Source organism: Bacillaceae bacterium S4-13-56, from assembly GCA_040191315.1.
In the GTDB taxonomy this organism is placed as follows: Bacteria; Bacillota; Bacilli; order Bacillales; family JAWJLM01; genus JAWJLM01.
In genome coordinates, this window is the sequence record JAWJLM010000093.1 from 1 (window position 1) to 14,759 (window position 14,759).

A 14,759-nucleotide genomic window follows, 5' to 3' on the forward strand; every position below is an offset into this window, starting at 1 on the left:
AGAAAATATTTATAAAATACTAAGTGAATTTTCTGAAACCTCAGAAGAAGAGGTTGCCTTAAATGGAAGGCTAGTGGGAGCGAATGTTAGAACGAAAACATTCGAGATAAATACAAGTGATGGTGAAAAGATTACAGGCAGAATTAGTAAAAATGCTCTTCCTGAGGTTGCCTCATTTGTACTTGATAAACAATGTAAAGCTATATTGTTGAAGGTTACAACTAAGAGTAGTTCTAAAGAAAAAGTTTCTTGGACATTAAAATCTATATCTGTAATTAAAGAAGATGACTAAATTTTAGAATTTTGATCGTACTATGATTAGGTATGGTCGCAGTGCGTTGCGATCCCTAAAGTAGACAAGAGGTATGGTCACAGGGACGCCCCGGAATTATGCAAAATCGTGGTGGAAATAAAGGACGAAAATTAAAACCTCATACTCGCCAAGAGTTCTTTGATGTTTTTCATTGTTCAGAGTGCCGCAGCCCCGTCATTCATGTAAGGAGCTCTGGTGATGGCTCACATTACTGGAGGTGCAAAGCTTCTGAAAAAAAGAACGGAATACTTAGCTGTAAAGTACGAGGATTCAGAGAAGAAAGTATTGAGCATACCTTTATCCCGACTTTCGATTTAAACTCGTGGAAAGCCCGCCACAATGGGATTTCCACTTTTAATTTGGTCACTACAACCTTTTTCCGACAATCTCGTGTTTCCTTTTCAGTGGATCTTTGATCTTTAGTAAGCTGTATATCTCTTTATGATTTTTCTCTACTGTTCCGGATACCCTAATATGATGAATATGATCCTGTTCATCGGTTACAATTACTGTTGTCCGTTGATGTGTGGAAAGCTGTTCTTTGATCGTTGACCAGTTTCGATGGTCTCCTTGTTCTCTTAATTGATATTCCATGCTTATTAATAGATGATACGCCAATACTGAGATGAATAAATGACCTTTCGTTCGATCAGCTAATTGATGGTAGACAGGTCTTACTCCTAAATCTGTTTTTAAGGATCTAAATGCAGCCTCCATTTTGGTTAGTGTTGTATATAATCGCCAAATTTCTTTGGCGGTTAATGATTGGTCGCTTGTTTCTATGACATAACATCCTGTTAGTACAGAACGATCTATACGTGCTGGTTTCTTTTCATACGTAACTGCCGTTACTGTTTCTTCCTTTTCGTCCAACTCTAAATTAACTTCATAATATTTTGCAATAGTGGAATAACGTTCTTTTAATCTTCCGATCCGCTCTCCAACTTTGCGGGCTAACTTGATGTTGCCTTTTTCAACGGAGGTCTGTAGTCTGTTTAGGTCATGTAGGAATCTGTTTTCTTTTAGCTCATCTATGGCCATCTCTTTCTGTTCACGACCTTCACTTAGACAAAGTACACGGCTTCCTTCCTCAATTGGAACCTTTTTAACATAGACAGATTCAGATACCATTCCTTCTGATAAAAGGTGCTTCGCTTGTCTATTGGGGGAAATTTCCTCAAATGTTTCTTTGGCATTTTTAAACTCGTCTTTGTATTCTTTTTCAACTGCCCTTCGTTCCACAACAATATACGGGAACTCTTTTTCTTTTAAGAGCACAAGGTTATCTTTGGTGGCGATGCCACGATCCATCGCAATCATTGGTCGATCATTTAATAAATCTAGGGATGCATCTGTATTTAGTCGTTCTAATATATCTTCTAGTGTTTCTGGTTCAGATTGGTTTCCACCATAGATTTGGCTGAAGATAGGGAAACCAGCTTCATCTACTACAAGTGCTAGCGTAACAAGCGGACAGTCCGAGCGTTTTTCCTTTGATCTGCCTCGATGTGCTAGCTCGTTTTTTTGTGCACTGCCTTCAAAATAGGTATTAGTCAAATCAAATAGAAATACTTGATTTTTACGTGGGAACAACGTCATTTCCTTGTTGCGAAGACCACGTTCAATCGCATCTTTTTTGACAAAGAGTTCATCTGCGATTTCATAAACAGCATCTTTCCCAACTGCTGAAAGATCAACAGGTAGTAACTCAATTAATGCGGTACGTTCCCGTAACCATCGCCATGATGCGAGGTCACCAGATGGCTCAACCAAACGTCCAACAACAACTGCTTCGGCAAGTGCTTGTTGCGCAGAATTAAAGCCACAAGAACTCAGTATTTCGTTTAATTCCAAACGATTCCATAACGAATGACCGACCAATTCAGGACCAAGAGATCGCGACTCTGCCGTAGTGATGGACGCCAAATCAACGGATACCAAAGTTCCCTTTTCTTGACGTTCTTCTTTTGCATGGCTCTTTTGTTGTGTGAAGGAGAAATTAGCCATTGCTTGTTCAGCAGCATCAGCAATGGCCTGATCTTCCTCGAACAGTGTTGTTTGACCAGCTAAACGACCTTCCAATGCAGCAGCTAACTTTTTCCATTCAGATTTTGGAAGAGTGAGCGTTCCTAATTGCATCACTACTCGTTGTCTTGGTCCTTTTTCTGTTCGATAGGATTCGACCAATACATGCTTCTTATATTTAGTTTTCGTCACTTTATTTTGGGTTATCGTTTCTCTTATAAACATAGTTCTATTATAACCCTTAAAAACATGAACATCAATTATTTTAAATATTAAATTAATTTTAGGTCACTACATTTTCATTTTCAAAAGTTGAATGTTGATATATCAACGTTTTTAATTGTGAAAAGGTAGTTTTTGATAGGTTTTTATCAAAAACTGCCGAAAGTCGGGATAGTGATTTAAAGAAGGTGAAAAGCATGCCTGCAGTCAAGAACTTTGCAGTAATTTATAGCTTTTGATTTTTTACCATAGAATTAATTAAAAATAAAAACTCCAAAAAAGGGATTTTATATACCCTTTTTGGGGAATAGATAAATTTTTTTATTTATTTAGTATTATTATTATAAGATTCAGAAAAGTCATTGTATTAATAAAAATAAAAAAATTGAAAGGTGGAATTAAATGTTTTCAAGAGATTCTGCAGTTTTATATGAAAAAAAGAATCAAATTGGAATTGTAACGTTAAATAGGCCACATCGTATGAACGCTATTTCATTAGAGGTTTTTGAAAAACTAGATCAGATCTGGGAGTCAGTTGATGAGGATAATGATGTTAAAGTTATTGTGCTAACTGGATCCGGTGATAAAGCGTTTTGTGCAGGAATGGACTTAAGAGAACAATCAGAATTAAGTGCACAAGGAAAAGATATGTTAAATTTTGTTGACCCAACAATGCCAAAGATGAATAAGGTTCAAAAACCCATTATTGCAGCCGTAAATGGTGTCGCTGCTGCAGGTGGATTTTTACTAGCACAGAATGCAGATTTACGAGTAGGTAGTCATAATGCCCGTTTCTCTATTAGGGAGTCAAAAGTAGGGAGGGGGTCTCCATGGGCAGTTCCGTTATTGTGGATGCTCCCACTTAATATTTCTTTGGAATTAACGATGATGGCAGAACCAATTAGCGCGCAACGAATGTATGAGATCGGTTTTTTAAATCGTCTGGCACCGGAGGGTGATGCTTTTAAAGTAGCAACTGAAATGGCAGAGATTATTAAGAATAACGCACCCCTATCTGTGATGGCTGCCAAACAATCATTAAAAGAAGCGATGGATTTGGGCAGAAGTTTAGGAATCAAAAATGCTGAAAGCATTCATGAAAAAGTTTACAGTAGTCTGGATGCAATTGAAGGTCCAAGAGCGTTCGCGGAAAAGCGACCACCGAATTGGCAAGGAAGATAAAAACCTTTCCTTAAACCGATGAATCTTTTCAGCGGATCGATTAAATTGAAATAATCTTTTTGTTATAAAAGAAAGCGCTTCCAAAATTTGATTCTATAAAATCTTTATCAAGGGGGATATACAATGGCAAGAAAAAGTCTTTTTGTTTTCTGTAGTTTGCTTATTATTATGGGTCTAATTGCTTGCAGCAATACTTCCAAAGAGACAGGCACATCAAATGAGCAAGAAACTAGTGAAGAACCTGCTAAGGTTGACCCAATCAAACTGAAAGTGGCTGATTCTTTCCCAACATCTCATGTTCTTTCAAAAGAAGGTGCCGTTTTCTGGATGAACAGAGTAACGGAATTAACCGATGGCCAAGTTGAATTTGAACATTTTCCAGCAGAGCAATTAGGTAAAGCCGCTAGTTTACTAGATCTCGCTCGAACCAAAACAACAGATATCGCTTATGTAGGGACAGCATATGTAGCAGACAGGATGCCATTAAGTGGGGTAGGGGAACTACCTGGTGCTTTTCAATCTTCAAATGAAGGTTCAACAGCATTTTGGAAAATTGCCAACGGAATTTTATTAGAGGAAGAATTCCTTGAAAACGGGGTAAGACCAGTTTGGGCTGTTACCTTGACTCCATATCAAATTGCAAACATCAATAAAAAGATGGTGAAAATCGGAGACTTCAAAGGTGAAAAGATTCGTACTGCTGGCGGTACACAAGACCTAACGATGAATCAAATGGGAGCAACTCCAGTCTCAATGCCTGCACCTGAAATGTATAGCGCAATGGATCGAGGAACCTTAGATGGTGCCGTAGCACCTTTAAATAGTTTTAAACCGTATCAAATGGAACAAAAGATTAAATACTCTACGACAAATGCGAACCTAGGAAGTTTCGTGGTGAACTATGTTATAAACGAGGAAATATATGCAAGTTTACCAAAGAATGTGCAAGAGGCCATGAAACAAGCGGGTGATGAAACGGTAGAATATTTATCTAAATTTTTAGATGATGAGACTGAAAAATTAATAGAAGAATTTGAGGGCATAGGTATTGACATGTATGAATTAACAGATGAGCAATTAGAAGCATGGAGTAAACAATTAGATCCTGTTTGGGAACAATGGGCAAAGGGCTTAGAAGACCGTGGATATCCAGCTAATGATGTCATTAAAGCATTTGAAGAAGCTTTAGGGAAATAATGATTGATTGCTAGTGATACCGAATTAGCATTGAGAAAAGATCATATTCGGTAGCGCCAAGGTCCGCTTATAGACGAAGATAGGCGGTTAATAAGATGGTCTTTCACTACAATAGCAATAAAAAATTTGTATCTGTTTATAAAACAACCTATGCAGGTTAAGGGATGTGGTAATGGTGAAACGTACCATGTTGGTCTTTGATAAGATAGATGAAACCTTTTTCTTTATAGCAAAAATAGGCGTGTTTTTAATGATGTTGTTAACTACATTTGATTCTCTTAGTCGATACCTATTTAATCAACCGATTGTTGGTGCCTATGAGTTTACAGAAAGGTATCTGATGATAGCCATAGTCTACTTAAGTTTCAGCTATGTAATGAAACTTGAAGGTCACATAAGAGTGGATATGATAATAGAAAAATTACCTCCTAAGATAACTATAACTTTAAACATTTTTTACTACTTACTTGGAGCTTGCTTAATGTTTGTTATCGGCTATCAAGGAATGCTGAGCACGATTGAAGCATGGGAACATAACTATGTTAGTGCTGGAGTGATACCCTGGCCAACATGGGCTTCTGTTATTTTTGTACCTATTGGTGCCTTTATGTTTACTATTCGCTTGATATTAATGAGTATCTCTAACTTCATCGACATCATGAAATGGTCTGATCAGATTAATTAATCCAGGTAAATGATTTTACAAATGATGGTTCCTAAGATTCAGGAGGTGAACTGATGACCGTAATTATACCATTATTAGCACTTTTAGTATTTTTAGCTTTTGGAATGCCCATTGCTTTTGCTATGGGGATTTCTGGGATGTTTGGCTTAGTAATGAACGGAGGATTCGATGTTTTATTTGGGATCCTTCAAACAGCACCATATGAAAGTATTAAGAGCTTTTTATTCACAACGATTCCCATGTTTATCTTGATGGCTCATTTCATGCTGGAAAGTAGAATAACTGATGATTTGTTTAAGTCTGCTCAAAAGTGGTTTGGGCACATGCCCGGAGGGTTGGCAATTGCGACAGTGTTTGCGGGGACAGGTATGGCAGCAGTGTCAGGGTCAAGCACAGCATCTACCGCAACAATGGCAGTCTCAGCTGTCCCAGAAATGAAAAAACATGGGTATAGTACAGAACTTTCAATGGGAGTTGTAAGCATAGCCGGCACGCTTGCAGTTATGATCCCACCGAGTCTTGCCTTAATCATGTATGGAATCTTGACCGACACAGGTGTGGGGGAGCTGTTAATTGCAGGGATTATACCTGGGGTTATTACTGCAGTAGGTTATATTGTTACAATTGTTATTTGGGCAAAAATAAAACCTAATTCAGCTCCCACAGTAAGTTCTTCCTCCTTTATCGAAAAGCTGAAATCATTAAAAACGGTTTGGGCAATGGTGATTATTATTTCATTTGTAATTGTCACCATCTATGCAGGGGTGGTAACACCAACTGAGGCAGGTGCCATTGGTGCCTTTGCCGCCTTTATCGTATCACTTCTCATGAGACGGTTAACAGTAAAGTCAGTTTTAAAGGCACTAGGGGATACACTTAAATCAACTACGATGATTTTAACCATTGTTATTTGTGCTATGATTTTTGGTTATTTTATTTCTATTACAGGAGTTACCCAAGATTTAGTAGCTTATGTTGTAGGATTGGATGTTTCCAAGTGGGTTATTGTTATGATTCTTGTCATCTTTTATATTGTCTTAGGGATGTTTCTAGATCAAATGGCTATCTTAATTCTTACGTTGCCTCTCTCTTTCCCTATCATTGCTTCGCTAGGCTTTAACCCTATCTGGTTCGGAATTATCGTAACAAAAACAGTAGAAATTGGGTTAGTAACTCCTCCTGTTGGTTTAAATGTTTTTATTGCCTCTGGAGCAACAGGTATTAAATCGTCACTTGGATTTAAAGGAGTTTTTTGGTTTTTAGTAACGGATCTTGTAATTCTAATAATACTCTTAATGATCCCTGCTCTCTCAACCTGGCTGCCAGGCAAAATGATTTCATTTTAAAAATTAAAAATATAATTTCGACAGGAACTTGGGAGTAGTCGATAACAAATAGAAGTTACTACCTCTTTCTTTTTAATCAGAAAAGTAACTATTTATATAGTACTAATAAACTATGAAATGAGGGTATGAAATGGGAAAAGTAGTGAAAATCGGAGCGGGTCAGGGTTTTTATGGTGATATTATAGATCCTGCCGTCTATATTGCTGAACATAGTGATGTTGACTATATTTGTTTTGATACTTTAGCAGAATTAACTTTAGCGATTTTACAAAAAGACCGTCAAAAGGATCCTTCAAAAGGATATCCACGCGATGTCACCAATACGATGAAGCAGTTGCTACCATATGTAAAGAATAAAGGCCTTAAGCTGATCACTAATGCAGGTGGAATTAATCCTGAAGGGGCAAAAAATGAGATTTTCAGAGTTGCAAAGGAAATGGGCATTGGTGGTATAAAGGTGGGAATTGTAACTGGGGATGATATCTATGGGAAAATCGAGGAATTACAAGAAAAAGGAATCTCACTTAAAAACTATGAAACAAATGAAGAAATAGATACGATCAAAGATACACTATTATTTGCAAACGTTTACCTTGGCGCTCAATGTATTGCGGAAGCCTTAAGACAAGGTGCCGATATTGTTATTACAGGAAGAACGACTGATACTGCACAGTTTTTAGGGCCATTAATATATGAGTTTGATTGGGATAAGGAAGATTGGAACCGTTTAGCTGCAGGGATTTTGGTGGGTCATCTGTTAGAATGCTCTGGTCAGGCTGCTGGAGGTAATTTTAGCGGAGATTGGCAGAATGTTGAAAACCTCCACAATATTGGTTATCCAATTGCCGAGGTAAACGAGGATGGTAGCTTCATTGTTACTAAGGCTGATGGTTCAGGAGGCAGAATCAGTGTGGATACGCTTAAAGAACAATTTCTTTATGAAATTCATGATCCGTCCACATACATTACCCCTGATGTGATTGCAGATTTTACTAAAGCTGAATTAATGGATATCGAGAAAGACCGTGTATTGGTGAAAAATATAACTGGCAGGCCTGCGCCTCCGACGCTTAAAGCACTGATGGGATATAAAAATGGTTTTCTCGGACAGGGAATGATTGGTTACTCTTGGCCGAATGCCTTATCGAAAGCACGCGCTTCAAATGAGATTATTCGTAAACAAATAGAGCAATTTAAGATTCAGGCTTTAGACATACACACGGAATATTTAGGTTACAATGCTCTGCATGGACCGTTGGCACAGGAAGTGGATGAAGAATTGATCAATGAAATTTTCTTAAGGATCACAATCCGAACAGAAACGAAATCGGAAGCGGCAAAATTGGCCAGATTATTCCCGCCTTTAGCATTAAACGGTCCTCCATTTGTTGGGATGATAACAGGTTTATCTCCTACTCGGGAACTATTAGGGCTTTGGTCAACGTTCATCCCTAGGGAAGAGATTGAATCGAACATTCAAATTGACGTGAAAGAGGTGGAATAAATGACAAAGGTAAAGCTTAAAGAAGTTGCACAGGCACGTTCAGGGGATAAAGGAAATTCATCAGATATTAGTCTGTTTGCTCCTAATCAGGAAGTATATGAAGCTTTTAAGAGAGAAGTTACAGTTGAAAGGGTAAGAGATCATTTTAAAGGAATTGTGTTTGGTGAGGTTTTTCGTTATGAAGTTCCAAACGTATTAGCCTTAAAATTTTTAATTCATGAAGCATTAGGTGGAGGAGCTCCTTCCTCGCTTCGTTTAGATAATTTAGGGAAGTGTTTTGGCTCTAACTTATTGAGATTGGAAATTGATATCGAGGATGAGGTATTAAAAACAGTAATAAATGTTAAATTGGGGGGATTAAAATGAACCATCTATTTTCAGATGAACAAATTATGTTAAGAAAGACAACCCACGATATCGTCAAGCAGTATGATGATGTTTATTGGAGAGAAATTGACACCAATCATCGTTTTCCACAGGAATTTTGGGATACATGTTCTGAAGCCGGACTGATTGGTGTAATGATTTCGGAAGAATTTGGGGGGAGCGGGTTAGGTGTGACAGAAGCTGCAATCATCCTCCAAGAGGTGGGGAGGTCAGCAGCGGGTATGGATGGCGCCTCAACCATCCATTTATCGATATTTGGGCCTAACCCTGTGTTCTTTCATGGGAACAAGGAACAGAAAGAGAAATACCTACCAGAAATAGCTGCTGGTAAACTTCATGTTTCCTTTGGAGTAACCGAACCGAATGCTGGAACCGATACGACAAGAATTAAAACGTTCGCAAAACGTGAAGGCGATAACTATATCATTAATGGACACAAAACCTTTATAACAAAGGCACAACTCGCCGACCGAATTTTGTTAATTACAAGAACGACTCCGTATGATGAAGTAACCAAAAAGACAGATGGGATGTCTTTATTCTTTGCACCAAATGATCGTTCTGCAATTACGATTAAACCAATTGAAAAAATGGGACGAAATGCTGTTGATACCAATGAATTGTTTATTGAGGGGTTAGAAGTAGATTCCTTTGACTTAATTGGTGAGGAAGGAAAAGGGTTTCGATATTTAATCGACGGCTTAAATCCGGAACGAATTCTCGTTGCTGTAGAGGCTATTGGAATAGGATACGGTGCCCTAGAGCGGGCTGCAAAATATGCAAATGAGCGTGAGGTGTTTGGTCGGCCAATTGGAATGAACCAAGGAATTCAATTTCCACTTGCAGATGCATATTCACAATTAAAAGCAGCAGAGGCACTTGTCTATCAAGCTGCATGGCTATATGACCATGGCAAACCATGCGGTCCTGAAGCCAATATGGCAAAATTGCGAGCGTCTGAAGCAGGTTTTAATGCCGTTGATGCTGCTTTTCAAACCTTTGGTGGATATGCATATGCCAAGGAATACAATATTGAGCGGTTTTATCGACAGATTCGTCTAGGTAGGATTGCACCAGTTAGTAATGAAATGATAAAAAATTATATTGCTCAACATTGCCTAGGAATGCCTAGATCCTATTAATCTATCTAATGTAGTTTGTTTTGATCAAAAAAGGGGTGGATCTCATTTGAAATTATTCGAGTACGAAGGAAAAGAATTATATCAAAAATACCGTATTCCCACACCAAAAGGAGCTGTCATAAGTGATCTATCAATGGTTGATAGATTGGCTATTGATCATCCTGTAGTCATTAAGGCACAGGTTCTCCAGGGGGGAAGGGGAAAAGCAGGAGGAATTAAGAAAGCCCATAACCAGGCAGCTACTCTACATCTTGTTAAAGAAATGATGAATCAGCCTTTAAAAGATGAAATCGTTACAAAACTATTGATCGAAGAGCAGATTCCGATTCAACAAGAGCTATACTTAGGAATTACCATTGATGATGTAAAAGGGACTCCGGTGATTATTGCCTGCGCTCAGGGAGGAATGGACATAGAAGAGCTGGCGAAAACCTCTCCCGAAAAGGTTAAACGGTTTGAAGTAAATCCATTAAAGGGCTTACGGCGTCATGAATGTATAGCTTTTATGAAACAAGTCGGATTAAAGGGGAAGTTATTAACGCAAGCATCCGATATTTGTCAAAGTTTCTTTCAATTATTTAGGGATTATGATGGCGTTGTTGCCGAAATTAATCCATTAGTCATTACGAAAGATCAGCGATTACTAGCACTAGACTCAAAGTTTGTAATTGATGATAGTGCTCTATTTCGCCAAAAGGATTTTGATCCTGAACATCACCAAGAAACGAAAGAGAATTCATATGAAAAGGTGGCCAGACAAAATGGATTCACCTTTGTCGACATGGAAGGAAATGTTGGTGTAATTAGTGCCGGAGCAGGGTTTACGATGACAGTCTTAGATTTAATCGAATACTTTGGCGGTAAGCCCGCAAATTTTTCGGATATGATGGGAGGTTCTAATTCAGATACCTTTGAAAAATTAGCGAGTTTAGTCATTCGGAAGGCAGAAGAGGATCAAAAGGTTAAAAGTATTGTTTTAAACATTACCTTATCTGCGACATCACTAGAATATGTAATAAATGGATTGATAAATGCGTTCGAGAATCGAAAAAGAAACCTACCGATTGTTGGATATATAAGGGCTACCGATGCATCTTTAATCGGGATGAGCCTGGAAGAAGCTAAACAAGTAATGTCTGAAAAGGGCGTACAAATATTTGATAATATCCAGGCTGCCATCAAGGAAGCTGTTGAATATACAAAGGATGAGGTGATAGAGTAATGGCCATTCTACTCGACGAAAATTCACAAGTCGTCATTCAGGGGATCACAGGAAAATATGCAGCAAATCAAACAAAATCGATGCTTACCTATGGGACTAAAATTGTCGGGGGGGTCAGCCCAGGGAAAAGCGGGACAGAAGTGCACGGAATCCATGTTTTCGATACCCTTGCAGAGATTGCATCCAGTAGAAAAGTAGATGCTAGTATAATTTATACAAGCGCTCCCAACGTTCTTCAAGCTGTAACGGAGGCCATTGAGTCTGGGGTCAAACTTATCGTCATTCCTACTGAGTTTATTCCGGTACACGATACAATGATCATAAGAAAAATGGCAAAGGAACAAGGGGTATGGATTGTTGGGCCGAATTGCTTGGGAATGATTAGTCCTGGTAAATCTTTATTAGGAACATTGTCTCCTGAATATACAATACCGGGAAATGTGGGAGTGATATCGCGAAGTGGCACGCTCTCACTTGAAGTGGTTAGAACCATTACAGAAGCAGGGTTAGGCCAATCGACCTGCATTAGTATCGGTGGGGATATGGTTTTAGGTAACAACCCTATTGATTACTTGAAAGCCTTTGAAAAGGATCCTGAAACAGACATAATCGTCATGCTTGGTGAGATAGGAGGTATGAAGGAATATGAAGCTGCTGAGTATATAAAAACGATGAAAAAACCTGTGGTCTCTTTTATTGTTGGCAAGTCAGCTAAACCAGGAAGGCGGATGGGGCATATTGGAGCTATTGTAAGTGGTGGTGCTGATACTGCAGAAAATAAAATTAATTGCCTTCAGAATGCAGGTGTCCAAATTGCTGATACTCCTTGGGATATTCCTAGACTTATTAAGGAACGATTGCAAAAGCAGTCCTAATCCTGAAATTTTCATACTTCCTAGCTAATTCCTATTCCAAGACAGAATGAGTAAACAGTAATTCACAGCAGGTCGCACCGATTTTATGATGACTTTTTTATGCTTACCCTAGCTGTTTGCTTGATAAGTGGTTTCTTCATAATAACATTCCGACTTCGTGACATCGGAAGCAAAAGCGGAAGGGAGGAGCTCGTTGGCTATACGCTGCAGAATTGCATTTGATTTCAACGAATCACGTAATAAACGAACTTCTTATCGCACAGATCATATAAAGCCGGAACAGCAAAACCACTGTCACCACGAACAAATTGTGTGGTTTCCGGGAACTTTTCGCTGTAATGTTCAATAAGCGGCTGTATGATATTGACAACACCGTTAGAAGTATTAACATTTCCAGGTCGCAGACGAGCTTTGATATAATCGCCAGTTACTCCGTTAAAGGCAACTAAAGGGTCAAAGCCAACAGTTCCGCATTGCAAGCCGAAGATTCCTAATTACCATAGGTATCTGAATGGGTGGAATCAAAATCAAAGATGACAGCTTTTGAATTATTAAATTGATGCACTCTATCAATAAGTTCATAGTTAGCTTGATTTAATTCCTCGATCGATTAGCGATAGAAACGTCTAAAGAAACGGGATAGGCTGGTGATTAGATAGAATCTAGTAGTCAATTATTGATTCATTGTGAATAATTCAGGCTAAACTATATTTTTCTATTAAATTTTGAAGGCTAGACCAGCGAATTCCACTTTATAGAAGTTTGATGTTTGGCAAGTACTAGACCTACAAATAAGTAAGGGGGAAAGGGCTGGAGAAGTTAAGTATTTCAAAAAGGAACAGTATACGTGCCTTTTTACCAAATAAAATCGATCGTCCAGTTGTTGATAAAATTGTTAAATCTGTGCTTCTGGCACCGTCTTGGCATAACTCTCAACCTTTTAAAAAAGAAACAGTCACTAAAAAATGATAGAGGAACCAACAGAGGGATTCCTAAATGCCGATAACCCTCCCCCGATACCTGAACATCACGAATGGCCCCCAGAGATCTAACAGCGCGCGCATGAAGATGCATATTATAACAAGGATGAAATACGCAGGGATAGAAAGACATGAAAAGAATAAACGGTGGGAATTTCAATTAAAAATGTACCGCATGTTATTTTTTGGTGTGGATAAAATTAGGCCCTGGTTATTATTAGGTGTAGGATTTGCGATGCAAAATATTATGATTGCAGCTAATACGGCAGGATTAGGGTCAAGTTTGCAAGCAACAGCTGCTTTTTATCCGGATCGTATCCGAGAAGTTTTAGATTAGGATAAAGATATTAAAATCATTGTCGGGATGGCAATTGGTTATCCTGATTTAAACGATAGAATTAATCAATATCAGGATGAAAAAGTCTTACCAGGGGAAGCAATTAACTGGTATGATTAATTTAACAGATTCGCTGACAGAGACAAATGGGAGGGGGTGTGAGGGCTACGGAAGAGATTTAACCAGCTAAAAATGTATGTATGACCATCATCTCTCCTGGATCGGTCGCAACAGAATTAAAGAATACTATTACAGACCAGGTTACATTAGATTTATTTAATAAGAGATCAAGTGAGGCAAGGACTTCGAGCAAAAGACATTGCAGTGTCTATCGTATATGCAATGTAGTATCCTGAAAATGTATTGATTAATGAGATCCGCATTCGTCCAACATTGTAAAGTTCGTAAAAAAGAGCATGTTTGAAAATGGATATATTTTTCAAACATGCTCTTTTTCTCATTTTTTATTTAATCCGGTTTCACGCTTCAACAAAAAGAAGTGAGTAGTTATTGAAGGCGGTTACATTTTCTTATTCAAGAACGCCCATTCGCATTAGTTTTGCCACGGTATGTGCACGGTTATTTGTATCTAATTTTTTAATTGCTGACTTTACATATTGTTTCACAGTGTATTCACTAATGTCCATAGCCTCGGCCATTTCTTTTGTCCCATCTCCCCAAGAAATTTTTTTCATGACCTCGAGTTCTCTTTTACTTAACAGTTCTGTGCTCGCATTTCCTATTGTTCTCATAAGGGTTTCACCAACTAATTTCCCATAAAGCGTAATAGAGGCTAGTTCCTCCCCATTAAAAGTAGTCCATTTTGGAAATTGTATACTACTAATAAACCCAATGACTACTGTTCCATAGGTAATGGGGACAACAAGCTGAGAACTAGTCGTTGAATTATATTTGTACTTACTGCTCATGTTTTTTAAGAATTCAATCCCTGTATAAAATTTTGCTTTTCTTTCATGAATAGCTGAATAGACAATGGGTAGGGAGCGGACATCCTCTCGTAATTCCCTAATATGTATTAATCCAGAAGGAGAAAGGGCATTGACTCCTTCTGCTAGATATCCTATGGAAGAATATCTAAACAATTTTGATTCCAATACTGGAAAAATTTCCATGAAGACTTCAAGTATTTTATACAATTCTTCTTCGTGATTCGATACTGACTCTACTATTTGAATCTTCTTTTGAATTGCATAGTCCGAAATCAATTGATCATCTCCTTTTTAGGCTATTGGCATAAACGATATTAAGAATATTCAAAATATTTTATACTTTATATAATAATATCTGACTTTTGCAGTTAAATCAAGTAAAAACAGCCGAA

General features: G+C 38.1%; 14 protein-coding genes and 1 pseudogene. 12 read left to right on the top strand and 3 right to left on the bottom strand.

The features are described from left to right. Both RZN25_16455 and RZN25_16460 read left to right on the top strand, forming a co-directional pair. On the top strand, positions 1 to 292 hold a 292-nt coding region (locus RZN25_16455), incomplete at its 5' end, for a hypothetical protein (GenBank protein MEQ6378405.1). Positions 293 to 390: 98 nt separating this feature from the next. Beyond that, positions 391 to 729: a zinc ribbon domain-containing protein gene (locus tag RZN25_16460; protein MEQ6378406.1), complete on the top strand. Its 339-nt coding sequence runs from the start codon at positions 391 to 393 to the stop codon at positions 727 to 729. Here the strand turns inward: RZN25_16460 and RZN25_16465 are convergent. Beyond that, on the bottom strand, positions 680 to 2,563 hold the full coding sequence (locus RZN25_16465) for an IS1634 family transposase (protein MEQ6378407.1): 1,884 nt from the start codon (positions 2,561 to 2,563) through the stop codon (positions 680 to 682). The two genes, RZN25_16460 and RZN25_16465, sit on opposite strands and share 50 nt — an antisense overlap. A gap of 399 nt (positions 2,564 to 2,962) precedes the next feature. On the opposite strand from RZN25_16465, the gene RZN25_16470 reads away from it, so the two are divergent. The 9 genes from RZN25_16470 (at position 2,963) to sucD (ending at position 12,100) form a co-directional block, all read left to right on the top strand. Further along, positions 2,963 to 3,742 (top strand): enoyl-CoA hydratase-related protein, encoded by a 780-nt coding sequence (locus tag RZN25_16470; protein MEQ6378408.1) that lies wholly within the window; start codon positions 2,963 to 2,965, stop codon positions 3,740 to 3,742. A 123-nt stretch (positions 3,743 to 3,865) separates the two neighbouring features. Further along, positions 3,866 to 4,939, top strand: coding sequence for a TRAP transporter substrate-binding protein DctP (gene dctP, locus RZN25_16475; GenBank protein ID MEQ6378409.1), 1,074 nt, complete (start codon positions 3,866 to 3,868; stop codon positions 4,937 to 4,939). 175 nt (positions 4,940 to 5,114) lie between these two features. Then, complete coding sequence (locus tag RZN25_16480) at positions 5,115 to 5,624, top strand: TRAP transporter small permease (GenBank protein MEQ6378410.1); 510 nt, start codon at positions 5,115 to 5,117, stop codon at positions 5,622 to 5,624. 53 nt (positions 5,625 to 5,677) lie between these two features. After that, the gene (locus RZN25_16485; protein MEQ6378411.1) at positions 5,678 to 6,970 is read left to right on the top strand and encodes a TRAP transporter large permease; all 1,293 of its coding nucleotides are present in this window, start codon (positions 5,678 to 5,680) and stop codon (positions 6,968 to 6,970) included. Positions 6,971 to 7,100: 130 nt separating this feature from the next. Then, a complete protein-coding gene (locus RZN25_16490; protein ID MEQ6378412.1) occupies positions 7,101 to 8,474 on the top strand; it encodes an acyclic terpene utilization AtuA family protein in 1,374 nt (457 codons plus the stop codon). Continuing rightward, complete coding sequence (locus tag RZN25_16495; protein MEQ6378413.1) at positions 8,475 to 8,840, top strand: hypothetical protein; 366 nt, start codon at positions 8,475 to 8,477, stop codon at positions 8,838 to 8,840. Then, positions 8,837 to 10,003, top strand: a complete 1,167-nt coding sequence (locus tag RZN25_16500) for an acyl-CoA dehydrogenase family protein (GenBank protein MEQ6378414.1) — start codon at positions 8,837 to 8,839, stop codon at positions 10,001 to 10,003. Before RZN25_16495 ends, RZN25_16500 begins: the two co-directional genes overlap by 4 nt. Before the next feature lie 46 nt (positions 10,004 to 10,049). After that, entirely contained in the window at positions 10,050 to 11,225 is a 1,176-nt protein-coding gene (locus tag RZN25_16505; protein ID MEQ6378415.1) for a succinate--CoA ligase subunit beta, read from the top strand. Further along, complete coding sequence (gene sucD, locus RZN25_16510) at positions 11,225 to 12,100, top strand: succinate--CoA ligase subunit alpha (GenBank protein MEQ6378416.1); 876 nt, start codon at positions 11,225 to 11,227, stop codon at positions 12,098 to 12,100. The genes RZN25_16505 and sucD overlap by 1 nt, the downstream gene beginning before the upstream one ends. A 111-nt stretch (positions 12,101 to 12,211) precedes the next feature. Here sucD and RZN25_16515 read toward each other — a convergent pair. Then, positions 12,212 to 12,746, bottom strand: a pseudogene (locus RZN25_16515) (transposase). A gap of 416 nt (positions 12,747 to 13,162) precedes the next feature. Here RZN25_16515 and RZN25_16520 point away from each other — a divergent pair. After that, positions 13,163 to 13,417 (top strand): hypothetical protein, encoded by a 255-nt coding sequence (locus tag RZN25_16520; GenBank protein ID MEQ6378417.1) that lies wholly within the window; start codon positions 13,163 to 13,165, stop codon positions 13,415 to 13,417. 530 nt (positions 13,418 to 13,947) lie between these two features. Here the strand turns inward: RZN25_16520 and RZN25_16525 are convergent. Continuing rightward, positions 13,948 to 14,643, bottom strand: a complete 696-nt coding sequence (locus RZN25_16525; protein ID MEQ6378418.1) for a LuxR C-terminal-related transcriptional regulator — start codon at positions 14,641 to 14,643, stop codon at positions 13,948 to 13,950. Positions 14,644 to 14,759 lie beyond the last annotated feature (116 nt).